Annotated in this window: 18 protein-coding genes; 1 reads left to right on the top strand and 17 read right to left on the bottom strand. The window is 64.7% G+C overall.

All coding sequences use genetic code 11. The features are described from left to right. Positions 1 to 40: 40 nt before the first annotated feature. From ACQYVW_RS11110 to ACQYVW_RS11035, 16 genes are all read right to left on the bottom strand, one after another. Complete coding sequence (locus ACQYVW_RS11110; protein ID WP_434947041.1) at positions 41 to 2,335, bottom strand: glycosyltransferase family 2 protein; 2,295 nt, start codon at positions 2,333 to 2,335, stop codon at positions 41 to 43. A 276-nt stretch (positions 2,336 to 2,611) separates the two neighbouring features. Beyond that, complete coding sequence (locus ACQYVW_RS11105; RefSeq protein WP_434947040.1) at positions 2,612 to 3,487, bottom strand: class I SAM-dependent methyltransferase; 876 nt, start codon at positions 3,485 to 3,487, stop codon at positions 2,612 to 2,614. Positions 3,488 to 3,599: 112 nt separating this feature from the next. Then, positions 3,600 to 6,698 carry a glycosyltransferase gene (locus ACQYVW_RS11100; RefSeq protein WP_434947039.1) on the bottom strand — a complete coding sequence of 1,033 codons (3,099 nt, stop codon included), beginning with the start codon at positions 6,696 to 6,698 and terminating at the stop codon, positions 3,600 to 3,602. Between the two features lie 4 nt (positions 6,699 to 6,702). Beyond that, positions 6,703 to 8,733 (bottom strand): sulfotransferase family protein, encoded by a 2,031-nt coding sequence (locus ACQYVW_RS11095; protein WP_434947038.1) that lies wholly within the window; start codon positions 8,731 to 8,733, stop codon positions 6,703 to 6,705. Positions 8,734 to 8,762: 29 nt separating this feature from the next. Further along, positions 8,763 to 9,194: a glycerol-3-phosphate cytidylyltransferase gene (tagD, locus tag ACQYVW_RS11090; RefSeq protein WP_434947213.1), complete on the bottom strand. Its 432-nt coding sequence runs from the start codon at positions 9,192 to 9,194 to the stop codon at positions 8,763 to 8,765. Positions 9,195 to 9,199: 5 nt separating this feature from the next. Continuing rightward, positions 9,200 to 11,779: a CDP-glycerol glycerophosphotransferase family protein gene (locus ACQYVW_RS11085; RefSeq protein ID WP_434947037.1), complete on the bottom strand. Its 2,580-nt coding sequence runs from the start codon at positions 11,777 to 11,779 to the stop codon at positions 9,200 to 9,202. Between the two features lie 47 nt (positions 11,780 to 11,826). Continuing rightward, positions 11,827 to 14,487 (bottom strand): CDP-glycerol glycerophosphotransferase family protein, encoded by a 2,661-nt coding sequence (locus ACQYVW_RS11080; protein ID WP_434947036.1) that lies wholly within the window; start codon positions 14,485 to 14,487, stop codon positions 11,827 to 11,829. Further along, positions 14,484 to 15,095 carry a hypothetical protein gene (locus tag ACQYVW_RS11075; RefSeq protein WP_434932530.1) on the bottom strand — a complete coding sequence of 204 codons (612 nt, stop codon included), beginning with the start codon at positions 15,093 to 15,095 and terminating at the stop codon, positions 14,484 to 14,486. Before ACQYVW_RS11075 ends, ACQYVW_RS11080 begins: the two co-directional genes overlap by 4 nt. A gap of 2 nt (positions 15,096 to 15,097) precedes the next feature. After that, the gene (locus ACQYVW_RS11070; RefSeq protein ID WP_434947035.1) at positions 15,098 to 16,537 is read right to left on the bottom strand and encodes a class I SAM-dependent methyltransferase; all 1,440 of its coding nucleotides are present in this window, start codon (positions 16,535 to 16,537) and stop codon (positions 15,098 to 15,100) included. Between the two features lie 3 nt (positions 16,538 to 16,540). Further along, positions 16,541 to 17,728 (bottom strand): ABC transporter ATP-binding protein, encoded by a 1,188-nt coding sequence (locus ACQYVW_RS11065; protein ID WP_434947034.1) that lies wholly within the window; start codon positions 17,726 to 17,728, stop codon positions 16,541 to 16,543. Position 17,729: 1 nt separating this feature from the next. After that, the gene (locus ACQYVW_RS11060) at positions 17,730 to 18,563 is read right to left on the bottom strand and encodes an ABC transporter permease (protein WP_434932534.1); all 834 of its coding nucleotides are present in this window, start codon (positions 18,561 to 18,563) and stop codon (positions 17,730 to 17,732) included. A gap of 8 nt (positions 18,564 to 18,571) precedes the next feature. Then, complete coding sequence (locus ACQYVW_RS11055) at positions 18,572 to 19,750, bottom strand: cystathionine gamma-synthase (RefSeq protein WP_434947033.1); 1,179 nt, start codon at positions 19,748 to 19,750, stop codon at positions 18,572 to 18,574. 64 nt (positions 19,751 to 19,814) lie between these two features. Next, positions 19,815 to 21,191, bottom strand: a complete 1,377-nt coding sequence (locus tag ACQYVW_RS11050; protein WP_434947032.1) for a pyridoxal-phosphate dependent enzyme — start codon at positions 21,189 to 21,191, stop codon at positions 19,815 to 19,817. 129 nt (positions 21,192 to 21,320) lie between these two features. Further along, on the bottom strand, positions 21,321 to 21,539 hold the full coding sequence (locus ACQYVW_RS11045) for an HP1242/YdcH family protein (protein WP_434932537.1): 219 nt from the start codon (positions 21,537 to 21,539) through the stop codon (positions 21,321 to 21,323). A gap of 385 nt (positions 21,540 to 21,924) precedes the next feature. Continuing rightward, positions 21,925 to 22,524: a hypothetical protein gene (locus tag ACQYVW_RS11040; protein WP_434947031.1), complete on the bottom strand. Its 600-nt coding sequence runs from the start codon at positions 22,522 to 22,524 to the stop codon at positions 21,925 to 21,927. Then, positions 22,521 to 22,907 (bottom strand): DUF4398 domain-containing protein, encoded by a 387-nt coding sequence (locus ACQYVW_RS11035; RefSeq protein ID WP_434947030.1) that lies wholly within the window; start codon positions 22,905 to 22,907, stop codon positions 22,521 to 22,523. Before ACQYVW_RS11035 ends, ACQYVW_RS11040 begins: the two co-directional genes overlap by 4 nt. A 92-nt stretch (positions 22,908 to 22,999) precedes the next feature. Here ACQYVW_RS11035 and ACQYVW_RS11030 point away from each other — a divergent pair, with 92 nt between their 5' ends. Continuing rightward, positions 23,000 to 24,106 (top strand): PilT/PilU family type 4a pilus ATPase, encoded by a 1,107-nt coding sequence (locus ACQYVW_RS11030; RefSeq protein ID WP_434947029.1) that lies wholly within the window; start codon positions 23,000 to 23,002, stop codon positions 24,104 to 24,106. A 57-nt stretch (positions 24,107 to 24,163) separates the two neighbouring features. On the opposite strand, the gene maiA is transcribed toward ACQYVW_RS11030, so the two are convergent. Continuing rightward, a complete protein-coding gene (gene maiA / locus ACQYVW_RS11025) occupies positions 24,164 to 24,829 on the bottom strand; it encodes a maleylacetoacetate isomerase (RefSeq protein ID WP_434947028.1) in 666 nt (221 codons plus the stop codon). Between the last annotated feature and the right edge of the window lie 61 nt (positions 24,830 to 24,890).

Raw genomic sequence — 24,890 nt, 5'->3', positions numbered from 1 at the left:
TGTATCGACGCCGCCCGGGCCCGGCACAATTCCGCTGGCCTCAGGGCGCGCCGCGAGGGGGCGACGCCAGCTCGCTGTTAGGGCTTTCCAGCGTCAGATTCGGATTGTAAGCGGGGTCGCGGGCGAGCCTGGGACCCCACCGCCGGAGCATCAGGGCGACCTCGTTTCCGAACCGTTCCCTCTTCTCGTCGGTGTCCTCCGCGCCGCGGGACGCCGATTCGTGATGGTAGAGCTCGGCGAACGGCGTCCATACGTTCCTGTATCCGGCCTCCAGCAGGCGCAGGCAGAAGTCGATGTCGTTGAACGCCACCTGCAGCGCTTCGTCGAGACCGCCGACGCTCTCGTAGGCCGCGCGCGTGACGACCAGACAGGCGCCGGTGACGGCGGAAAGCTCCTGCGCGACGCGCGCCCGGCCTCCGTGTCCCGGGTAGCCCCTCGACATGCCCGCGTACTGGTGCGCGGCGACGCCGTGGATGCCCAGCACCACGCCCGCATGCTGGATCGTGTCGTTCGGGTAATAGAGCATCGCCCCGACGGCACCGACACCCGGGCGAACGGCCTGGGACACCAACTCATCGAGCCAGTCCGGCGAGATCACCTCGACATCATTGTTCAGCAGCCCCAGGACCGCGCCATCGCACCGACCGGCCGCCCAGTTGTTGATGGCAGAGTAGTTGAACGGAGCGTCGTACCGGAGCACGCGGACCCGCGGGTCGCGATCGAGCTGGGCAAGATAGTCGAGGGCTGCCGGATCCGACGACTGGTTGTCGACCACCACCACCTCGTAAGCCGGGTAGCTCGTCCTGGACAGGATGCTGTCCACGCAGGTGCGCAAAAGATCGACCCTGTCGCGGGTCGGGATGATCAGGCTGACCTTCGGCGGCGGCTCCGGCATGGGCCAGCGCACGCGATAGTGCCCGTGCGAAAGCCCCTCCACGCGCGCGCCGGGGTACCTTCTTGCGAGATGGTCGGCAACGGCCCGCTCGCCGGCTTCCGCGGCGTAGTCCTTGGCATCGCGGCTGAGCGCCGTGGACCCCGTGATGGCACGCCAATGGTAAAGAACCCGGGGGACGTGATGGATGCCGCCCGGGGGCAGCTCTTCGATGCAGCGCAGGAACAGATCGTGGTCCTGGCTGCCTTCGAAGCCCTCCCGGAACCCTCCAACCTTGCGCACCAGATCCGTGCGGATCACGGTGAAGTGGCAGACATAGTTCTGGGCCCGCAACAGGTCCGGGTTCCAGTCCGGCTTGAAGTACGGATCGAATCGCCGTCCCTCCTCGTCGAGCTTGTCCTCATCCGAGTAGAGAAGACCCACGCCGGGATTCGCGAGAATCGCCTCGGCCATTTCCAGCAACGCGTGCGGCCGCAACTCGTCGTCGTGGTCGAGCAGGCCGACGTAATCGCCACGCGCCATCGAAAGTGCGCTGTTGGACGCCTGCGAGATGTGTCCATTGGCAGGGCGCCGCATGATCTCGATGCGCGGATCGGCGGCCGCGTACTCGCGCAGCACCTCCATCACCCGCGGATCGGGAGACGCATCGTCCGCGATACAGAGCTGCCAATGCGGATAGACCTGGCTGATGACGCTTTCGATGCATCGCCGCAGCCAACGTTCCGGGGTGTTGTAGGTCGGCACGAGGACCGAAACCAGCGGGGCGGAATCGCTTGAGATGCGGGATGCACGCGCGCGCATATCCTCCATGCGGCCGGTCGTCAGGGTATCGAACCGCGCGACCCATCCGGCGTACTCGCCTGCGTCCTCGGGTAGCAGTCGCCTGCGATAGTCCCGATACAAGGCATCGGTGGCGGGCGACAGGCCGCAGCGCACCGCATGAGAGGCGAACCGGAGGGCACGCGCAGCAGTTCCACCGGGTACTCGCGCGGTTGGACCCAGCATCCGCCAAAGGGCCTCCACCCGCCCGACGCGCCGCAGGACGAGGTCGTCGAGCTCGAAAAGCGCCGGTCCCTCCACCGGCGAGAACCGGAGGCCGGTGACGTCCTGCTTGAACAGCACCAGCGCATCGATCCGTCCACCCGGGCCGGGCGCAGCCAGCTCAATCTGCGCGTCGCCCCCGAGCCCGGACCCGTAGACGGGGTACAGGCAGGGAATGCCCGCAATCGGGTCGTCCAACAAAAGCCGGCCTGTGAATCGGTACCAACCGGCAGCAAGGGCCTGCAGCGCCTCGTCGAACTTCACCGCAAATGCGGCCCGGTCGCCACTGGCATTCCATCGCGCGCCGACCTCTGCCCTGTCGACTGGCGTCAATGTCGGCTCGGGACGTAGCGCTACGTGCTTCGGCTGGAGGCCCCGATTGACCACTAAATTCAGCTTCATTCGCTAGGATCTTCGTTGGCCCGTTGAGGTGCCGGTTCCGTAATGATCTGCATAAGTCCGTGGGCCACAGGCGCGAGCACGACCAACGCCCAAGTCGCGTTCGCCGCCGTTAGAGCAGCTGCAGGTGGCTGGTGGCTGGTGGCCAGCAATCGACGACGAGCAATTATAGGGAGCCAACCACCGGATCCTTCCCCTAAAAGCACAACTTCCCGGGGTGGCGGCCACCGGCAGCCGGCAAACCTCCGCGCCAGACCGCTCGTGCCAGCATGGCCATGCTCACAAGGACAGTATCGCGTTGAAAGACATGGAGCCCGCAGCGGTGTTGTAACACTCACGAACCCGAAGGGGACTGAACTCAATTCTGTAGAGCGCGCCCATAACATCAACGAAGGAATCTTCGTCAAACATCCATCGATGGAAACCGCTGCGAGCAACAGGCCTACCCGCAACGTCCTCATAGGCCCTCGTGAGCCCCCCCGCTTTCCCATCGAATCCTTTAGCTTCTCCGTGATTGCCTGCCCAGTGCTGCCCTGGGTCATTGTGTGTGCGCCTGAAAACCTCAAGCAAGTAGCTCCTTAGAAAGTGATAGTCACTTCCGGCTGGATGCATATGCGCCGCTATCACGTCTTCGACGACGGTCGCCGGCTTATAGAAGTCGAACGTGTACATCCTGTTTGGAATCACCAAGAAGTAGTGCCCGCCGTCGTTGAGAAGTGAACGAACCTGGTTCAGGTGCGCGACGAGGTCCACCGAGTGCTCGATGACGTGGGACGAGAACACGACGTCGAATTTCCTATCGATGACACCCAGATCACCCTCACTGTCGACGAAGTGAATGCGTTCTGGAATCTCATCGATCGACCTTTCACTGCCATACCTCTGCCGAAGCTCGTCTTCAGTCTTGACATCGAAGTAATAGACGTTTGCACCCACAAGGCGCGGCGCCGCCCCCGGGCCTATCTCGAGCACCGCCCCTGGACGCATCTGCTGAATCAATCGCAAAAAATAACCTTGGTTGCAGCCAGGCGAGCCTTTCAGCCCTCGTCGCTTTCCGATGTCCGTGAAATGGGCGAGCGCATCGTCCGTCGAGGCGAAATCAAGCCCGGCCTCGACGGCATAGAAGGCAGGATCGAAACTCGGAGGAATGCTCACGGCAACTCTCCATGCAAAACCTACCGATAGCTCCGCAGCACGTTTGGCTCGAAGTGAACGGCAACCGCGACGAACGGACACCTCGACCTTCGCGGTCGACGACCAAGCCAGCCTACACGCCCACGACCCGGAAACCCTCACTCTCCACGACGATGCCCAGCAATCGTTCGAAAATGTGGGCCGTGTTCTTGTAGTCCTTCGTACCCATTTCCCCCGACCTGAAATCGTCAGGGCGCATACGCAAGCCCTTCAGACGTTCGAACGGGTACGCCCGCGCCAGGAACATCGACCCACCGATGTAATGGTGACCGTCGGCAACGCCGCACTTCTCCCGCCATTCCGGCAGGCGATACGTAATCTCCTCCCGATTTTCGCGGGTGCTGAATACGAACCTGCGCGCGCCCAAACAACCCACGCCCGAGTCCTCCCGCAGAAACTCAAGGTTGCGCCGGAATATCTCCTTAGACCCGGCCACCGCTTCGATCAACTCGTCGCGCCAAGCATAAGCTGGCACCGAGATGCCGTACACCACATCCTGCCCAGGCTCCCGCCTATTCTTGCTGTGGATCTTAAGGACGAACTGGTAGTCAGACAGCCGCACCTGTTGCAGGACGTGCAGGAACGGATAGATGTCGTAGCCGACGTTCGGGACCAAGAGTACTTTCGCACCGGGGACTTCTGCCACGATCCGGCTCTCCACTTCCGCGTTAGCCTCGACCATCGTGACGAACAAATCGTACTCGCAGTCGCTGATGTTGGCGACTGTCCGGAGCATCACATCTAGCTGGTCAACATAGAAGAGGTGGACGTGCACGAGCAGACGGGGCGCAGTCGAATACCAACGTTCCCCACCGACGCTCCTCATCGCCCGGCTTACATCATTGTCAGCCTCTGCGAGGAGGCCGAGGATCTCGTCCTTGAACGGTGACTCGTAGGTGTACTTCCAGAACACGTCGCCCAACTGCCACCCATACCGCGTATTGGGCTTGTCCTTGCTAGCAAAATGGATGATCTTCGGCCGCACGCGTCCTTTCGCATAGTCGAAGAACACCCAATCCGGCACGGAGCCTCGCAAGTACGAGTAGCTTTGCATATACCAGACGTGGTTCCACGCCGTGGAAATGAACTTCACGTTGCCGTAGAAAATCCTGTTGAAGATGCACTGATCAAAGAAGATCGGCTGACGTACGCGACCGATACTATCGAGAGCCCGCTCTGGCAGGTCCATTTTTTCCAAAGCCTCGAGATCCAGGACAAGTACGCCCGCCTGGAAGTACTCTTCGACCTTATTTACCCCCAACACGTTGCGCAGATACTCGTCGAACCTTCGACCCTTAATCTCTTTTCTGCAGTACGCCGCATTGACGTTCGCAACGTTAACGCTTGCCGCGATGGCCTTTCCGTCCAAGGGCGCATCGTGCAGCTTTTGGACATCGTCGACAACCACGATGTCGGAATCGAGATAGACGCAGCGCTTGTATCCGGATAGTATCTTTGTAATGAAGCACTTGTTGTAGGTCTCTACCGGAACGTAGCCCTCTACATGGAATATGTCCTTCGGCAGCGACTCGTAGATCTCACCCATGTCATAGAGCCTGACCGACACGTTGGCGCCGTAGCTTCCAAGCGCAGCAAGCTTTTCCTGCGCAACTGGCGAAAGCGCCCGACCAAGGATGATGATGTCGTAGTTGTAATGCGCGCTGCTGTTCTTCAGAAGCGAGGAGATAGCCACCCCGAGGTAGGGCACGAAGTACTCGTTTGTGGAGAAGACCACGCAGATATTTCTGTCTGCAAAGGCTGGCTCCAGCGCTTTCGCCGCGATCCGACGCTCCGCAAGGGACGAAACCCGATTGTGCTTGACGATACAAAAATCGCGGTAGTTGACCCTGCAGTTGGCAATTAGGTGCCTAGACGCATCGACACCGTTCTTCCAGAGAACATAGGCCAGCGTCGTCTGGTCTCGGGGAGATATACGCAGGTACGCATCCCACCAGTCAGCCATCAAGTTGACGACGAGCGGGTCATGGTGTCGCCTGTAGACCACATTATTCTCGGTGAGTCCCAAGCCGGCAGGCAAACCTTCGGATTCCAGGAACTCGCGGCACGCCGAAAACCGGGCTTTGTCCTCTGCGCTGAAGCGCGGGCTCGCGAGAAGAGCCTCGATCTCCTTGTACACGCAGTCCCTGGCGAAATGCCTAGGGAGGAGGAACGGTACGTTGCGGGCCTGGATCTCGTCGGCGAGGTAGGACGAGATGATGCTGATATTGCCATCGAGATATATGCTCTCCCTGTACTTCGGGAAGAGCAGGTGAGGATGCATCTTGTGCCAGCGGTTCGCTTGGCCGGCACCGTAATCCGCGGCCGTCAACGCCCGAACTTCCCAAACTCCCTCGCGACCTTTCGCGAGCAGTTCTGGATCATCAGTGAAGCACACGTAGTCCCATTCGTCCGTGACATGGTACGGCTGCATCAGGTTGTCGTAGCCGCCGGTTACGCAGGTATAGACCACATTGGCGGCCGTACGCGTCTGCTTCTGCGCTAAGTACGCCGTAGCCCTGGCCGGGCTCAATACCCACGGGTTGCTGGCGAGATGGTAGCCTTTGAACCTGAATGTGTTGAGGAAGTACGTTATTTTGTTCTCTGCGAGTTCCGCCTGAGACACCTGCAACGGCAGGCGCGCCGACGGCTCCAATCCGAGCCTCCACCCCTCCCGCAGGTAGTGGTCGAGTGGGGTCACATACTCGGTATGGCCCAGCCTGGCCTTGAAATCGACGAACTGGAAGTAATACCGAGCGAGATACCAGTTTTCGTCCCAAAGACCGGAGGCTGCGACATCATGGCGCATGGCGAGGTAGCGCGCATCACCGACATTGCTACCGCCGGTCGCCAAAGTCGCAGCACCGGTGCGTTGTTCCTGCCTGCGCTCGGCGTGCGCCACCGGCGCAGCGGCGCCCGAGGGAGCAAGCTTCCGACCTTCCTTTCGCCCATAGGCAATGTAGTGCCAGAGGGGGTTTACCCCCGCACGCTCTACGTCCGGATTCGCGGCTAAGTACTGCCCTGTGCTGAAGCCGGGACCGGGGTCGCGGAGCAGACGCGCACCGATACGGAGATAGTGCTCAACGGGGGCTATGCCGAGCTCACGCACGTCGGGATAGCGCTCAAGGTACCACTTGGGGTCCAGCAACCCCGACTGTTCAATCTGCACCCTCATCGCTTCAGACCTTCCCACCCGACTTCGATTCAGCGGTTGCAATGACCCGCCCCTCCTTGCGGCCGTATACCAAATAATGCACAAGCGGATTGACGCCTGCGGCTTCTACATCGGGATTATGGGCGATGTAACCCTTTGTGCTGAAAGCGGGTCCGGGATCCCTGCCCTCCTTAGCACCGTGCCGTAGGAAATGCCTGACCGGATCCACCTGCCTCTTGCGCACATCCTGGTACTTCGCCATGTACCACCCGGAGTCGAACAGCTTCGATCTGCGCAGGATCGCCTCCAGCTCGCCCTCGGGGCGTTCCACTTCGCCGACATCGACGGCGCGACGCGCCAGTTCGCGCAGTTCGCCAGGAAATGCCCAGCGACCGGAGCTTCTGACGCTTTCGAGCGCCTGGCGGTAGCTTGAGATGACCGCTGATTGCGCTGAAAGCTCCGCAACGAGCCCTCGAACGCGAACCTCTTGCTCCGCCGCCCCCTGCTTGGCGGCATCGAGCTCGGCCATCTGGACGTTGTGGGCGGTACGGGACTTTTCCAACGCGCCCTCAAGCTCAAGCACTCGTTTGGAGAGGGAAACGATCTCCGACAGGCGTTCAGTCGCTAGGCCCTCGGCTTTCGCCTTGCGGTCTTCCAACTCGCGGAATCTGTCGTTCAGGGCAGCCAGCTGCGCCTTGTGCGTGTCTTCCAACCCAGTCCTGTCGACGATCGCGTCCCGCGCACGCGCGTCGGCTGCGGCAAGCTCCGTCTTGACAGCAATGATCTCGCTGCTGACCTCAGCGAACTGCTTTCTGACAGAGGCCAGCTCATTCTTGGTGGACGCGAGTTCCTCGCTGACAGATGCAAGCTCATTGTTGCTGGACTCGAGCTTATTCCTGGCGGACAAGAGCTCCTTCCCAACCGAGGAGAGCTCAGTCGTCGCGGACGCCAGCGCGTCGAGATCGGATCGATGTTGCGTCTCTAGGTTGCGCATCGTGGCAACCCGAGTCGCCAGCTCCGCCCTAAGCGTGTCGAGTTCAGATCTCAGCTTAACAACCTCATCTTCGTCTGCCAGGTGCTGCCGCTTGAGCCCAGCAATTTCAGCGCGCATTTCCTTCGCCTCGGCGGATAGCCGCCCCACGTCCGCGGATCTCGCGTCAAGGCGCTGAGTCAGGTCGCCCCGTACCTCGTGGAACAGCGGAGCGAATGCCCGCGAAGCAGCATCAAAGGCCGTCCTCACCTGATCCAGTTTGCTCTCTGCAGCCGTGCGATCACGCCCTTCTGCGAGAGCAGAATACGCCGCATGAGCCTCGGCTACCCAACCGAGAATCGCGTTTCCGTCTGGCAACGCCTGCTCAGCAGCATGGTGCTTCAACGAGCGATCCAAGTAGGCGTCAATCTCTGCTTCCGCGCTCCCCGACATACGTGGCCACCGGAGGTCCAGCGCCTCCCCGATGCGCGCTGTTTCCGCTCTCCAGTTCGTGAGCAGATCGGCATAGCGCATGAATGCACGGTCCTGTCCGCGGCTGTCGTACTCCGCATCCAGAACGTGCCTCAACCATATCAGCAGCGCCTGAAGACGAGTGAGCTTGTTGCGCGTCGCAAGGGAGTCCGCCACTTCCAGCGGATTCCGGACCGGGACGACAATCTTGATCGCTACGTCGGCCTCGGCCAGCCCCTGCAGCCAGACCGGCAGGATCCTGCAAATCCTCGGATCTTTGAGCAGGAACAGCGGAGCCTGTCCGAACTCATCTGCCAGCAGAGCCGAGATCCCAGACACCATCGCCATTCCAGTCGCCGAGCCAAGCCAGCCCCTGTTGAACGCTTCCCATTCGTCCCAGCGCGACCCCGCTGACGCGAGCACCGCGTTATTGAAATCCATGATCGCGCTTGACTCCCAATATCCCTTGGGGTTGTCGGCGGTGGGCGGCATCAAGGTCTTTGGACTCTCGGCGCCGAGCTTGGCGAGCACGCCCGAGAGCGCCGAGGTTCCCGATCGATGCATCCCGAGCACCAACAAAGCTGTTCGTCTGGGTTTATTGCTGGATTTCGACATGACTTCCTCGCACTACTCCAATTTTTTCCTCATGCCCCAGATTTCGTTCCGAGTATTCTGGGACCGCACGCATCAACATCCTGGATCTGACCGAACGACTGCTTGATCTCCGTCGTAGATATCGCAGCGGTCCGCGGAAGATAGACCACCTCGCAATACTCGGAGAGAAAGTCGAACTTTCCGCACCAGTCCTCACCCATCACGAAAACGTGCGCCCCGAGACGGCGAATGTCGTCGACTTTCTGTTCCCAAGTGCGCTCCGGGAACACCTCATCGACGTGACGGATCGCTTCCAGCACTGCCTTGCGGTTCTCATAGTTGAGCAGCGACGACTTGTGCTTGCCTTCGTTAAACTCGTCGGTGGATAGACCCACAACTAGCCGATCGCCTAGCGCACGCGCGCGTCGAAGTAGGTTGATATGCCCGACGTGCAGAATATCGAATGTTCCGTATGTGAGCACAGTTCTCAAGCTGCACGCTCCTTGATTGTTGCGGGAGAGACACCGCCCTCCGCGTAAAGCCCACGCACTCGCTGGACGACCCGCCAGGCACTGCAGTTGTCGATATGGTCGAAGAACATGCGCAGGCGCCAGGCGCACGCCGCGGCGTCCGGTTCGCCCCCGAAAAGGTCCCCGAGCGCCCGTGACAGTCGGCCGAAATCCCGGCACACGGGTCCGGGAAACACGTGGTCCAGGTCGTAGAACAGCCCGCGCTCGCTGCCCGCGTAGTACTCGAGGTCGTACGCAAAGCTCACCACCGGACGGCCTGTCAACATGAAATCGATCGCACAGCTCGAATAGTCGGTCACCAGCGCCGCCGACTGCCGGTACAGCACCTCGATGTTGGGATAACGGGCCGCCGACAGGTCCAGTGCGCCGAGCGAGGACAGCTGCGCGTAGTAGGCATGCGCGCGATCGGCCATGTGCTCGCGAACCCCCAGTACGGCATCGTTCGCCTGCAGCCAACCGCGCAGCCAGTCGAGCTCGTCGTCCGAGAACCGGTAATACCCGTCCGCCTGCGCGTTCTTGAACGTCGGCGCGAACAGCACCAGCTTCCGGCCGGCACGCTCCGCTTCCAGTCGCCGCCCTTCCGCAAGGAAGTCCGACGGAAGGCGCGACTCGGCACAGACGATGAAATCGTTGCGCGGCAGGCCGGTAATCCACACATCCCGGTACGGCAGCGGATAGAACGCCGCCGCCATCGCCAGCGCGTCCACCTTCGACGAGCTGATCACCGCACGGCAGTCGCGGTTCTCGCGATATACCCACTCCAGCTTCTGCTCCATGTCCAGCGATGCCGGGCCGAAACGCTTGAGCGGGATCCCGTGCCACAGGTTGATGAAGTTGTGCAGCTTCGCCGAGATCGGGTACTTGGCGTTGATCCGCGGCGAGTGCTTGACGAAGATCTGCTTCGCCCGCAACAGGTGGTACTGCCCTTCCGGGCTGTCGAGCGGGCACACCACCACGTTCTCTCCTTCCAGCGACACCCACCGCCGGCGCGTGAGCACGATCTTCTTGATCGACGGGTCGTTCCGCACCTGTTCGAACACCGCACGCTCGTTTCCCGTCAGCAGGTGGTCGTAGGCGCACACGGGAAAGGCCCACCAGTGGTCGAACTTCGGCGTGCGCTTGTCCTCGCGTGCCATCTCGTCCCCGGTCAGCAGCTTCGTCGCCAGCGGCTTGCCGTCGCCCGCGATCCGCACCGAGAAACTCCGCTGCAGCTTGTCGTCGTCCGCCACCCGCAGCAGGTTGCGCTCCATCTCCTCGACAGGCGCTTCCGCAACGACCGCCTGAATGCGCGACTTCCAGCTCGACACGTCCGCCGCTGCCAGCGGGTTGTTGCTCAGGAGCAGCCGCTTGAGCAGCGGGAATCCACGCTCGATCAAACCGAACGCATCTTCGGTGTACGCAGGGTGATACGGGTGCAGGTGATCGACGAATGTCGCGAGACGCAGCCCGGACGTCAGCAGGTGGCGGCTCAGCCCGATCTCGTACTTGAGGATGATCCTGGGCTTGTCTGGTTCGGCCGACACGCTCTCTAGGAGCGTGCGGAAGCCGGCGTCGGAGGTGACTTTTTGCCGGTAGACAACGAAGTAGGAACTCACATGCAGGTTGTTCGCTTGCCGCGGTTCGGGCGGGGCCTCGGGCAGGGCCTCGACCAGCTCGGCGACCGGGGGCAGCGGCGTTGGGCCGAGGAAGTCGCGCTTGGTCGCCTGCAATCCCCACCAGTCGCAGGCGGTCGCGTCCATCTTGGCGAACAACTGGTCCAGCGGTCGCACCAGGTAGCAACTGTCGTTTACCAGTAGCAGTTCGTCGTAGTCGGAGATCGCATCCCAGCCGACGTGCTGCGCGGCCAGCCGCGACCAGGAACCGAAGTCGTAGGTGCCGTGGCGATCAGCCCACGCTCCTTTCACGAATGGCGCCAGACGCTCCAGCTCGCCCGGCGCCATCCAGCAGTCGGCCAGGTAGTACACGTCCGCGTGGCGCGACAGTTCGCGCACGTAGCGCACCACATAATCGTCCACGCGCCCGTCGGCATCGTAGCCTGCGAACAGGCAGACGCGACGAGGTGGTGCGCCGCCTGCGATCCGCGCCCCCGGACCCGGTCGCTGCACCCGCGGCACTGTGCCGAGGCCCAGCGCCGCGCCCACCAGCGCATGATGCAGCAGTGGGTTCACCTGGTCGCCGGCATGCGAAAGATGGGTCGCCAGGTACCACCAGACATCGAACTTCGCGCATGGATTGCGGAATTCTCTCCAGCCATGTCGGGCGAAGTGTGCCGCTGGGTCTACCTTCGAGCGCCCCACGTCCGGGTTGTGATACAGGTAGAAGTCCGCATCGAACATCGGCGAGGCCCTGACGACATCCACCGCACTTGCCGCCAGCGCGGTATCGCCGCCGGCCAGCAGCGCGTCGGACCGCGCGTCGAACCCGCGTCCGGCCGGCAATCCATGCGCCACGAAATGTTCCACTACATCCGGGAGTGAGGGGCCCGCCCCGGTGTCGCGCGCATACCAGTCGAGGTCGAGCAGCCCCTCGGCCAGCATCCGGGCTCCCGGCTCTCCCGTACCTGCTCTCCCAGGCGACGAAACGCTCATGCGCGCACCGGCCGCGGGGTGGCATCGGAGCCCAGTGTCCGAACCCGATGGACGACGCGGCGGGCACTGCCGTCATCGTCGTAGTCGAAGAAGGTCCGATGCCGAAGCCCGGTCTCTACGCTCTCGCGCAGGCTGTCGAACACACCAGAAAGGGCGACGGAGAGCGAGCCGAAATCCCGGCACACGGGTCCGGGAAACACGTGGTCCAGGTCGTAGAACAGCCCGCGCTCGCTGCCCGCGTAGTACTCGAGGTCGTACGCAAAGCTCACCACCGGACGGCCTGTCAACATGAAATCGATCGCACAGCTCGAATAGTCGGTCACCAGCGCCGCCGACTGCCGGTACAGCACCTCGATGTTGGGATAACGGGCCGCCGACAGGTCCAGTGCGCCGAGCGAGGACAGCTGCGCGTAGTAGGCATGCGCGCGATCGGCCATGTGCTCGCGAACCCCCAGTACGGCATCGTTCGCCTGCAGCCAACCGCGCAGCCAGTCGAGCTCGTCGTCCGAGAACCGGTAATACCCGTCCGCCTGCGCGTTCTTGAACGTCGGCGCGAACAGCACCAGCTTCCGGCCGGCACGCTCCGCTTCCAGTCGCCGCCCTTCCGCAAGGAAGTCCGACGGAAGGCGCGACTCGGCACAGACGATGAAATCGTTGCGCGGCAGGCCGGTAATCCACACATCCCGGTACGGCAGCGGATAGAACGCCGCCGCCATCGCCAGCGCGTCCACCTTCGACGAGCTGATCACCGCACGGCAGTCGCGGTTCTCGCGATATACCCACTCCAGCTTCTGCTCCATGTCCAGCGATGCCGGGCCGAAACGCTTGAGCGGGATCCCGTGCCACAGGTTGATGAAGTTGTGCAGCTTCGCCGAGATCGGGTACTTGGCGTTGATCCGCGGCGAGTGCTTGACGAAGATCTGCTTCGCCCGCAACAGGTGGTACTGCCCTTCCGGGCTGTCGAGCGGGCACACCACCACGTTCTCTCCTTCCAGCGACACCCACCGCCGGCGCGTGAGCACGATCTTCTTGATCGACGGGTCGTTCCGCACCTGTTCGAACACCGCACGCTCGTTTCCCGTCAGCAGGTGGTCGTAGGCGCACACGGGAAAGGCCCACCAGTGGTCGAACTTCGGCGTGCGCTTGTCCTCGCGTGCCATCTCGTCCCCGGTCAGCAGCTTCGTCGCCAGCGGCTTGCCGTCGCCCGCGATCCGCACCGAGAAACTCCGCTGCAGCTTGTCGTCGTCCGCCACCCGCAGCAGGTTGCGCTCCATCTCCTCGACAGGCGCTTCCGCAACGATCGCCTGAATGCGCGACTTCCAGCTCGACAAGTCGACCGCCAGATAATGATTGTCGGACAGCAGGTACCGCTTGAAGACGGGGAACCCCTCTTCGAGGAGAGCGAAGTGCGTCTCCGAGAAGATGGGATGGAATGGATAGAGCCAGTCGACGTAGGTCGCTGGCAAGAAGCCGCGCGACAGCAGCAGGCGTGTCAGCCCGATCTCGTACTTCTGGATGATCAGCTTCTTGCCGCGCTGCTGCACCACCCGCGACAACAGCTTGCGAAAGACCGCATCCGACGCAGCCGGCTTGCGAAAGGCGAGGAAATATGACCCGACGAGGAAGTCGTAGGTGTAATCGGATTCGTAGCGCGGCAGCCATTCGCGCACGACCTCGTTGAGCGGAATGCGCTGCTGGAAGCGGTTAGCAGGAACATCCCGGGTTGCGGCGATGCCCTTGGTCGCTTGCAATCCCCACCAGTCGCAAGCGGTCGCGTCCATCTTCGCGAACACTTCGTCCAGCGCCCGCACCAGGTAGCAGCTGTCGTTAACCAGCAGCACCTCGTCGTAGCCCGAGATCGATTCCCAACCGACGTAGGTGGTTGCCAGCCGCGACCAGGAGCCGAAATCGTAGGTACCGTGGCGGTCCGCCCACGCTCCCTTCACGAATGGCGCTAGACGCTCGAGCTCCTCCGGCGCCATCCAGCAGTCGGCCAGGTAGTACACGTCCGCATGCCGTGAAAGTTCGCGTACGTAACGCACGACATAGTCGTCTACCCGCCCGTCCGCGTCGTAGCCGGCAAACAGGCAGATGCGACGCGGCGCAGAGAGAGGTGCCGACGTCGTCGTACGAGGAATCGGCTCGGGCTTGGCAGCCAGGCCTCGCGCAGCCCCCAGGCTCACATAGTGGACCAGGGGATTTACGCGCTCGCTCGCCGGGTCGAGATGGCTGGCCCAGTACCACCAGACGTCGAAACTCCGAGACGGATTGCGCAGCTCCTTCCACCCGTGACGACAGAAATGCGCGAGCGGATCGAGGCCATTGGCGGCCACGTCATGGTTGTTGGCAAGGTAATAACCGGCGTCGAAGGCACCACTCGCGGCGATCAGGGCCATGTCGAACTCGGCCGGCACCGGGTCCACGTCGCCTGCCGTGGCCGGTTCGGGGGGTGAAGCCGCGCAGGACTGGGCCGCCTCCCACACCGCATTGGGTGCTTGTCCGGCAGAACGCCCCTGTTCGAGATAGTGCTCCAGGACGCCCCCCGGCCACGCCTTGGCCTCCGGTACCCGCTCGGCATACCAGGCTGCATCGAAGACGCCGCTGGCGCTGAGGTAGTCCCGGATTGCCGCCAGCGAGTCGGCAGCAGTCGCACTCATCGCGTCGCCCGCACTCCGTCCGGAACACCGCTTGCCGGACGTGCATACACTGGCTGCGTCGTCAGTCGACCCTCGGCTCGCCCGTGCTGCAGGAAGTGCACCAGCGGGTTGAGATCGCTCTGGACCACGTCCGGGTAACGCGTGAGATAGAACGCCGAGTCAAACCGCGGACCCGCGGCCCGGCCCTCGCGCCCGCCGTGATAGAGGTAGTGCACGGCGGGCCGCTCGCCCGCTTCTGCTACGTCAGGATAGGAAGCGACGTACCAGGCGGCATCGAAATATCCCGACTCCTCGATCATCGCAACCTGCGGGTCGCCGTCGCCGGTCCTGCGCAGCATTGGCGCGAGCAGCCGTCGGGCAAGCCGGCCACGCCATCCGCCAACGGCGAGCACATCAACGCGGGTATGCGACAGGTGCCGCGCAAGCAGGTCCGCCAGGCGGACACGCTCGGCTTCGACGCCCTCCAGAACGGCGAGGCGTTCTTCAACCGCCTCCTGGCGCAGTCGCGCATCGGCAAGTTCCCGCCGGCACAAGTCCAGCTCGTCGCGGAGGAGGTCGACTCGGGTGTCGGTATGACCAGCGCTGGCGCCGGCTGCATTCTGGTCCATGACTACTCGCTCTTCATCGCTGGCCCGGCCGGCCGGCGGCTGGATCCGGTGACTGCGCCGCCCGTACCTGTCCGGCCCGGGCGCAGCATCTGGCGCACCCGGCCGGTGAGCCTGAGCCGCCCGCCTGCGGGAGACGTTACCGCGAAATCCGCGCCAATATCCGACAGGTGTTCCAGGCCGGGGACGTCCAAGGTGAGAGCATAGCCTGCCTCCGCGTGGGCCAGGCGCAGATGACGCTGCACATCCGGCCGTGCCTGCGCCTCGAACGACGGCACGGGGTATTCCTGGCCGTTGATGCGTACGCAAAGTGCATCCGGCAGGCGCCCTTCCGCATCGATCGCCCAGCCGCGCAACCGCAACCGCCCATCGACAATGCCGAGGTCGTCCACGAATCCGCGCAGGCCCTTGCCCGCGTCCATCCCATCCGGCTCGTCGCCGCCCAGCGACGCGCAGAACAGGTCGGCCTGCTCGGCCAACGCCGCCGCCGGCATGAGGGCCGGCCCGACCCGCTCCCAGCCGAGGTGGACAGGCAGATACCCGCTTTGGGTAAGCCGCTCGACGATGAACTGCTGATACTCGACGGGAATGAACATGTCCAAGGCAAAGTCGCCCGGGCCAGCGAGACGCGTCCAGGCGTCGACAAGATCGCCACCCAAGCCGCGCTCCAAGACGCGCGCGATGACTTGGTCGAGCCGGAACGGCGAGTAGTCCTCAGCGACCGTCGCCTGCAGCGCCGACGACACCGCCAGCTGGCGCTTGGCGATCGCGGCGATGGACTGGTCTCCCGACACAATTCGCACGCCTGCCGCGTCGAACAGCCGCGAAGCGATGCTGCTCTTGCCGAAGCCAGGCGGCTGCATCAGCAGGTAGGCCAGGGGACGGCGCCTGGAGACGTGCACTACATGGCGCATGATCGGATCGCCTGCCTGATCCACGCTGGGACCCATCCACTTCCAGGCGTAGTCGGCGAGGATCTCCCGCAACTTGGGCATGGTCGGGAAAAGGCGCGTGTCAATCCCGCGGTCGACGGTCACCCATTCGCTGACAGGATCGGAGACGATGCCCAGCTCCAGCACCAGCATCCCATCGGGGCTGAGACGTTCCACGAGCCGTCGGATCAGCGCCGGTTGATCGTCCGCATAATGCAGCGCGGATGCGAGCAGGATGACGTCGAACTGGCCGTCCGGAAGGTGGTCCCAGGCCTGTTGCAGGAACTCGCAACCAGGGAAGCGCGCCTTCGCCCGATCAAGGAACAGCGACGACCGGTCCACGCCGACCACACGGCTTGCTCCCAGGAAGGCGGCGAACCCGCAGAAGAAACCTTCGTTGCAGCCAACGTCCAGGAAGCTGCGTCCCTCAAGGACCGGCAGCTTCAATGCCTTGAGCTTGTCGAGCGTGCGCGATGCACCCTCGGCACCCGGGAAAGTCTGATATTGGGCCATGGCTCAGTCGCTTCCTTGTGCCTGCGGTGGCGCGGCCTGCGTGCTTGCGGCGAGGAGTTGCTGCACCGCCGGGGCCAAGCGCAGTGGCGCGTCGGCATCGACGCCAGCGCCGCCGCCGAGTACGCGGGCACCAGCCAGTCCAGACAGTTCAGGGACTTCCGGTATCCGCACCTCGGCCTCGAACCCGCAGGCAGCGTCGACCAGGCCGAAATGCCGTTGGACGTCCGGCCGCTCGATCCGCCGGTCGATCCGGGCGGCGTGTCGATAGCCGTTGACCTCGACCATCAGGCCTGAGGGAATCGCGCCTTCGTCGTCGACCATCCAGCCGCGCAGCATGAAATGGCCGGACTCGAGGCGCCGGATTTCCTCCACTGCGCCGAACACGTTCGCGCCGCCCTCGGTGGCAGGCGCATCGTCGCCCTCGTGCGATTCGCCTGTCGCCCGCACCCGCGACAGCAGCTGGTTATAGGCTCCCAAGGCCGACGCGATGTCGCCGGCGAAGACGTTCCGGCCGCGCTCGAGCACCACGCCCTTGTTGCAGACGTCGCGCAGTAGTCCGATGCTGTGGCTGGCAAGCACAACGATGCTACTGCCGTCGACGCGGTCCTGCATTCGCGCCTTGGCGCGCGCCATGAAATTGGCGTCGCCCGTCCCTACCCACTCGTCCATCAGCATGATGTCGTGCTGGACCGACGTGGAGATCGCGAAACCTAGTCGCAACCGCTGTCCGCTCGATAGCGTCCGGAGCCGGTGCCCGGCCTTGTGTTCCAGTCCTGCGAACTCGAGGATGCCGTCAAGATGCACGCGCAGGAACGCCGATCGCAGCCCCATCGCCACGCCGCGCAGGAAAATATTCTCGCGCACGGTAGCTTCGCCGTTGAAGCCCAGCGACATGTTCAGCAGCGCTTGGCAGCTGCCCTGCACGTGTATGCTGCCGCCGGTGGGCTGGTAGACGCGGTTCAGGACTCGCAGCAGCGTGCTCTTGCCGGCGCCGTTGCGGCCAAGGATCGCGACCCGGTCGCCCTCGCGGATGTCGAGGTCGACTTCATCGAGAAGTCGCGCCAGTCGGCGCTGTGGCGGGTCGAAAGCGGCGCCGAGAATCATCCCGGCCCAGCCGGTGGCGGGGCGCTCCCGCTGCAGGAACACGGGAACGTCTAGGCTGACTTGGCGAGCGAGGATTCTGGCCGTCATGTCAGATCCACAGGGGCACAAAGCGCGCGTAGCGCCGATAAAGCAGCGTCGCGAGCAGCAGGCCGCCCGCCGTCGACACTCCCACCACCCACAGGCTCACCGGCTGTACGGCGGAGCCCACGATGGGACCGCGGAACACCTCGACGAAGTGGTAGAGCGGGTTGAACAACATCAGCTTCGCCCGGATGCTGCCCTCGGGTACTGATTCCGGGTACCAGATGATCGGCGTGAGCAGGAACAGGAACATCGACACGGTTGCCAACGCTTGCCCGAAGTCGACGAAACGCGCGCCGACCAGCGCGAAGGCCACGCTGATCCAGAAGGCGTTGAGGTAGATCAGAAGAAGTACCGGCACCGCCAGCAACAGGCCGGCCAAGTTCGCCTGTCCGTACAAGAGCAGCGCCGCCACCACGACCGGCACGGTCATCAGCATGTCGAAAGCCGAGCGCGCCAGCGATTGCAAGACGAAGTCGGTCAGTCGCACGTGGCCATCGAGGATGAACGACTGGTTGGCGGTGAACACGCCGGCACTGCCCACCAGCGCCGATGTCATGGTGCGGAACACCACGATGCCGAGCGAGACATGGACGGCGAACTCGGGGATAGACCGGCCGAACATGCTGGCGAAGAATGCGCCGATGCCGAACACGTACACGATGCCGGGGGCCAGCAGCCACAGCGGCCCCAAGTAAGACTTGCGCGAACGCACCAGGATGTCGAGCCAGCTCGACAGTGCCCAGAAACCGGGATTGCGGAAGCTCTCGGCGAGGTCACGCCACAGCCGCCGCGTCGGCGGCAACGGCTCGGCATCGTTGCCTGCGATGGCCCCATCCATCGAAGACGTCACGAAAGCGCCGCGGCAACGTCCGCGCGCAGGTCAAGGATGTTCTCCACCCCCACACTCAACCGCACCAGATCGTCGCCGATCCCCAGCCGCGCCCGCGTCTCCACCGGCACCGATGCATGCGTCATCACCGCCGGGTGGTTGACCAGGCTTTCCACGCCGCCCAGCGATTCGGCCAGGGTGAACAGCCGCGTGCGTTCGCAGAAGCGCTTCGCTGCCTCGAGACCGCCCTTGACGCGGAACGAGACCATGCCGCCGAAGCCGTCCATCTGGCGCCTGGCCAGTGCGTGCTGCGGGTGCGAGGCCAGGCCCGGGTAGATCACGTCCTGCACCGCATCGTGGGCCTGCAGGAACTCGGCGATCGCCTGCGCATTCTCGCAATGCGCCTTCATGCGCAGGTGCAGGGTCTTGAGGCCGCGCAGGGCGAGGAAACTGTCGAACGGCCCCTGCACGGCGCCGGCCGAGTTCTGCAGGAACGCCATGCGTTCGGCCAGGTCGGCGTCGTCGCCGACCACGACCATGCCGCCGACCATGTCCGAGTGGCCATTGAGGTACTTGGTCGCCGAGTGCATCACCAGGTCGGCACCGTGTTCGAGCGGACGCTGCAGGATCGGCGAGGCGAAGGTGTTGTCGACCACGACCAGCGCACCGTGCCGGCGCGCGATCGCGGCGATCGCGGCGATGTCCACGATCTTCAGCAGCGGGTTGGTCGGCGTCTCGATCCACACCAGCTTGGTCCTGGCCGTCAGCGCGGCCTCGAACGCCGCCGGATCGGTCATGTCGACGAAGCTGAAATCCAGCCCGGCGCTGCGCCTGCGCACGCGCTCGAACAGGCGGAAGCTGCCGCCGTACAGGTCGTCCATCGCCAGGACGTGGTCGCCGCTGTCCATCAACTCCAGGATCGTCGCGGTCGCCGCCATTCCCGAGCCGAAGGCGAACCCCCGGCTGCCGCCCTCCAGGCCGGCGACGCCACGTTCATAGGCGAAGCGGGTGGGATTGTGGGTGCGCGAGTACTCGAATCCCTGGTGCACCCCCGGGCTCGACTGCGCGTAGGTCGATGTGGCGTAGATCGGCGGCATCACGGCGCCGGTCGAGGGGTCGGGCGCCTGACCGGCGTGGATCGCCTTGGTGCCGAGCCCCCAGCCGGCCGCGTCGCCCGCCTCGCGGGGGTCCTTCATGTCGCTGAATCCATTGAATTCCGGGGCCGGGATTCTAGCATCGCGGGCCGCCGGAACCCGGGTCTCACTGGACCCGCCTTCGCAGCCAGTTCAGCAGGTCGATCCGGGTGATCAGGCCCAGGAAACGAGCCCCGTCGACCACGATCGCGACATGGCCGCGGTCGAACACAGGCAGCAGGGATTCGACCGGCGATTTGACGTCGAGGATGTCGAGCTTGCGCACCATCGCGGTCGAGACCGGATCGCGGAACCTGGCCTCGTCGCCGTAGACATGCAGCAGCACGTCGCTCTCGTCGAGGATGCCGACGATGCTGTCCCCGTCCATGACCGGCAGCTGCGAGATCTCGTACAGCTTCATTCGCTGGTAGGCGGTCACCAGCAGGTCGCCGGGGGCCAGCACCACGGTATCGCGCTGGGAGTACGGCCGCAGGATCAGGTCGCGCAGGTCGCCGTGCTGCTCACGCTCGATAAAGCCGTTGTCCAGCATCCAGTAGTCGTTGTAGAGCTTGGACAGGTACTTGTTGCCGGTGTCGCAGACGAACACCAGTACCTTCTTCGGCGTGGTCTGCTCGCGGCACCAGCGCAGGGCCGCCGCCAGCAGCGTGCCGGTGGAGGAGCCGCCGAAGATCCCTTCCTTCTGCAGCAGTTCGCGCGCGGCAAGGAAACTCTCCTTGTCGGGAATGGCATAGGCCTTCTTCACCCGGGAGAAATCGGAGATCGAGGGCAGGAAATCCTCGCCGATGCCCTCGACCATCCAGCTGCCCGACTTCTCGCTGAGACTGCCCTCGTTGATGTACTCGGCCAAAATCGAGCCCACCGGATCGGCCAGCACCATCTCCACATCGGGGGCATGCTCGGCGAAGCAGCGCGACAGGCCGGTCATCGTGCCGGAACTGCCGCAGCCGAACACGATCGCGTCCAGCCCGCCGACCTCCGCCATCTGGCGCAGGATCTCAGGGCCGGTCCCGTGCTCGTGGGCGGCCGGGTTGTCCGGGTTGCCGAACTGGTTGATGAAATAGGCCCCGGGCGTTTCCGCGGCGATGCGGGCGGCCAGGTCCTGGTAGTACTCCGGATGCCCCTTGGCCACGTCGGACCGCGTGAGCACCACCTCGGCGCCCATCGCCTTGAGGTTGAAGATCTTCTCCCGGCTCATCTTGTCCGGGACCACGAGGATCAGGCGATAGCCCTTCTGCTGGGCGACCAGGGCCAGGCCGATGCCGGTATTGCCGGCCGTCCCCTCGACCAGGGTGGCGCCCGGCTGCAGCTCGCCGCGCGCCTCGGCCGCCTCGATCATCTTCAGGCCGATGCGGTCCTTGATCGATCCGCCCGGGTTCTGGCTCTCGAGCTTGAAGTAGAGCTCGCAGGGGCCGGCATCCAGCCGCCGTGCCTTGACGATGGGGGTCTCGGCGATGAGTTCGAGTACGGAGGAATGGATCGTCATGCGGATCGCTGCGCCTGGAAAGGGCCGATTATCGCACCCGTCGCGCCCTCCGCCGGCCGTGCGGCGGACAGTTCACGGGCGGCGGCGACCGACGAGGATGGCTGCCGCCGCCCGTGACTTCCAAGCTCGTCAGTGCTGCAGCAGGTCGTAGAGGCGGGTCAGACGGTCCTTCGCGGCGAGTTTTTCGCGCTTCATGAGCGACAGGGTGGTCTCGTCGATCGGGAGTACGCCGAGTTCGGCATCGAGCACTTTCTTGTCCAGCTCCTTGTGGCGCTGGTAGAGCTGCTTGAACTCGGGATGGCCCTTGATCAGCTTGTCGAGTTCCGCCTGGGGTTGCCCTTCGAACATGGAAATCCTCCTGCGAACATGCGAACGCCCCGGCCGGTGAGGGCACGGGGCGTCGTCGGGGGTACAAACCGGACGCGGGGCGGATCCCGCTGCCACGGCCCACTGGCGGCCTGGGTGGCCGGGGGTGGGCGCCTGTGTCGGGATCGGCTCGGTCATCGGTCTGGCTCAGTCGCCAGACGGCCGGGAACGAATTCGACCGCCTGGAGCACCGACCCTACTCCTCCCGGCCGAGGGCGACAAGGGCAGTTCCGCCGGAAGCCGGCTGCAGCCGTCACGAAACCGGCGCACACACCGGGAAGGTTCAGAAAGCTCAAGGGATCCGGCTGCGTCCGAACGCCCATCCGGCGCCGCAAGCCATTGATTTACCTGTCTTTTCGCCAACCAGTCAAGGGGATTCTGGCGGCGACTCGAGGCTGCGCATCAGTTCTTCCTCCTGACGCTTGAGCTCGGCGGCGCGCTGCCGGGCCGCGCGCAGGCGGGCGGCCTCACGGGACGAAACGCCCTGCAGCACGGTTTCGGCCTCCTGGCGGGCCAGCGATTCGGCTTCCGCCGCTTCGCGCAGGCGGGCGGCCTCTTCGGCCTGGATCTGGGCCTGGATGCGCAGGCGCTCGGCTTCCTGGCGAGCCCGCGCGGCCTCGCGGCGGCTGGCCTCCAGCAACAGATCGGCGCGCTCGCGCTCGATCCGGTCGACCTCGCGCCGGGCGAGTTCGGCCTGCACCGCCACCTCGGCGGTCTCGACGCGCCACTGCGCAACTTCGAGCGCGGCGGGGCGGGCGCGACTGCGGGCAGCTGCCAGTGCCTGCACCGCCTGCCGCGCCTGCAGGCGCTCGAGCGAGGCCAGCGTATTGCGCGCCGGGTCGGCATCGATGGCCACCAGGCGCTGGGTCAGGCCGGCCGCCTCGGGATCGTCCCCGGTCTGCGCCTGCACCAGCGGCAGGGCGAGCAGCAAGGACAGGCAGGCGATGCCGCGCAGGCTCGTCTTCATGGCGTTTCCTCCAGCCGCAGGCGCTGGCGCAGGTCGACCACCTCGGCGCGTCGCTGCTCGAGTTCGGCACGCACCGCGGCCTCGCGGCTGCGCGCGGTCGCCAGGTCGGCGAGCGCGGCCGAGCGCAACGCCAGGTCGCGCGCCTCGCCCTCGCGGCGCTCGGCCATCGCGGCCTGCGCCTGGGCCAGCAGGCTGCCGGCGCGCGCCAGTTCATCGCCTGCGTACTGTTCGGCATCCGCATCCGAGGCACGCGACACGGCCTGCCGCGCACTGGCGAGCTCGGCGGTCGGCGGGGGCGTCGTGGCGCAAGCCGTGAGCGCCAGCACGCATCCGCATGCCAGTGCCTGCAGCGTGGTCCTGAAGTATGCGAAGCTTGTCGCCATTGGGGGGCCGTGCCGTCTACGGGGTGCGCGGCCATTGTCGACAGCCTTCGCCCGATGCGCAACGGTCGGGGCGGGCCATTGGGGATCGGTACATGGACATCGGCTATTTCCTGAAGCTGATGGCGGAAAAGAACGCGTCGGACATGTTCCTGACCACCGGCGCGCCGGTGTACATCAAGGTCGAGGGCAAGCTCTACCCGCTCGGCAACACCGGCCTGCCCCCCGGCATGGTCAAGAAGATCGCCTATTCGCTGATGGACGAGGGCCAGGTGCCCCAGTTCGAGCGCGACCTCGAGCTCAACATGGCGATCTCGCTGCACGATTCCGGCCGCTTCCGCGTCAACGTGTTCAAGCAGCGCGGCGAAGTGGGCATGGTGATCCGCGCCATCCGCAGCACGATCCCGACCATCGAGGAACTGCAGCTGCCGCAGGTGCTCAAGGACATCATCATGGCCCCGCGCGGGCTGGTGCTGATCGTGGGTTCCACCGGCTCGGGCAAGTCGACCTCGCTGGCCTCGATGATCGACTACCGCAACAGCACGACCTCGGGCCACATCCTCACCATCGAGGATCCGATCGAATACCTGCACAGGCACAAGAAGTCGATCGTCAACCAGCGCGAGGTCGGCCTCGACACCCACGCCTTCCACAATGCGCTCAAGAACGCGATGCGCGAGGCGCCGGACGTCATCCTGATCGGCGAGATCCTCGACGCGACGACGATGGAGGCGGCCATCGCCTTCGCCGAGACCGGCCACCTGTGCCTGGCCACCCTGCACTCCAACAACGCCGACCAGACCATCGAGCGCATCCTCAACTTCTTCCCCGAGGCCGCGCACAAGAACGTGCTGATGAACCTGGCGCTGAACCTGCGCGCGGTGGTCTCGCAGCGCCTGGTGGTGGGCGTGGACGGCCGCCGGCTGCCGGCCACCGAGGTGTTGATCAACACCCCGATGATCCGCGACCTGCTGCGCCGCGGCCAGGTGCACGAGATCAAGCAGGCGATGGAGGAGTCGCTCGAGGACGGCATCGAGAGTTTCGACCAGTGCCTGTTCCGCCTGTACAAGGAAGGCCGCATCGAGCGCGAGACCGCCCTGCGCGCGGCCGACTCGCGCGAAGGCCTGGACCTGAAGTTCCGGCTCTCGGAGGGCGGCACCGGCGAGCACGACCCCTACGCGGACGTGTTCGGCACGGGCTGAGTCTTCGGGCGCCTGTCGCCCACACGCTCGCCGCGCGCAGCCGCGACCGGGGAATCGTCAGGGCTGCAGTGGCGCGTCCGGCTGGCGGTCGGGCGCGGCGTCGCGGAAGGCGGCCAGCTCCATGCAGGCCTGCTCCACCGCCACGATCGTGGGGTAACGCGCCATGTCCACGCCGAAGCGGCGCGCGTTGTAGACCTGCGGCACCAGGCAGCAGTCGGCGATGGTGGGAGTGAATCCGTCGCAGAACGTGCCGGTGGCCGGATGGCCCTCCAGCAGCGCCTCGAAGGCGTCGAAACCTTCCATGATCCAGTGCCGGGTCCAGGTGTCGCGCTCCGCCTGCGGCACGTTCCACTCGCCCTCCAGGTAGCGCATCACCCGCAGGTTGTTGAGCGGGTGGATGTCGGTGGCCACCAGTTGCGCCAGCGCGCGCACCCGCTGGCGCTCGCGCGAGGTGCTGGGCAGCAGCGGCGTATCCGGCCAGACCTCGTCGACGTATTCGAGGATGGCCAGCGACTGGCGGAACATGCGCTGCCCATGCTGCAGCACAGGCACCAGCTTCTGCGGATTGGTGGCCGCGAACGCAGGCGAGAGCTGCTCGCCGCCGTCGCGCAGCAGATGCACCGGGACGGTCTCGTAGGCCAGCCCCTTGATGTTGAGGCCGATCCGCACCCGATAGGCCGCGCTCGAGCGCCAGTAGGAATACAGCCGCAGTTCTTCGCTCACGCCCGACGCCCCCAGTCACTGTTCACGATGCACGCATCCCCGCGCGCCCGCATTGCTCCGC

The organism is Luteimonas campi, assembly GCF_051162505.1.
In the GTDB taxonomy this organism is placed as follows: Bacteria; Pseudomonadota; Gammaproteobacteria; order Xanthomonadales; family Xanthomonadaceae; genus Luteimonas.
This window is presented reverse-complemented; position numbering and strand designations above follow the sequence as displayed.